This is a genomic window from Bacillus sp. JJ1533, from assembly GCF_036965045.1.
GTDB lineage: Bacteria > Bacillota > Bacilli > Bacillales > Bacillaceae_L > Ferdinandcohnia.
Map to the genome: position 1 here is coordinate 1 of NZ_JBALOV010000009.1, position 563 is coordinate 563.

1 protein-coding gene is annotated in these 563 nt (G+C 32.5%); it reads right to left on the bottom strand.

All coding sequences use genetic code 11. From position 1 onward, the window contains the following. Positions 1-172: 172 nt before the first annotated feature. The coding region (locus V7138_RS05715) for a hypothetical protein (protein WP_335394865.1) at positions 173-563 on the bottom strand (391 nt) is incomplete at its 5' end.

Genomic DNA, 563 nt, shown 5'->3' on the forward strand with positions numbered 1-563 from the left:
GTTTTTGACATCTCGTATGCTGTCGTAGGGACAAAAGGAAATTTGTATATTGATTTGTTTAGGGATCAATTAAGTTAATAATTCTTTGCATTTCAGCCAGTATCATAATCATGATAAAAATAAACAAGCGATAATCCTTCATGGATCATCGCACCAGTTTGTTGAAAAGCAACTATGCTATTCTTGTTCTCTTATTAGTGAAAAAATTGATTATCATTAGTAAAGCGATAAGTGTAGTTACAACCAAAGCGTAAACAAAGTAATCCAAAAATAGTTCCTGAGACCATCGTGTTCCATCCGTAATAATCCAATAACTGATTTTATTTGAAATGGCAATTCCATCTTGTTCACCAAAACTTGCTTTGTAATTCAACCACAAACTAATTGTAGATATTGTTGAAATGACTAATCCAACAATTAGCGTAATAGTTAAAGGCTGCTTCACTGAAAAGACCTTCAACAATCCAAAAGTTACTAATAGCAATGCTAATGCTGCGAATAAAAACAATAATAACTCCACCCTTCGTAATTTTTCTTCTTCCAATATCCTGCTTCGTTTGTTC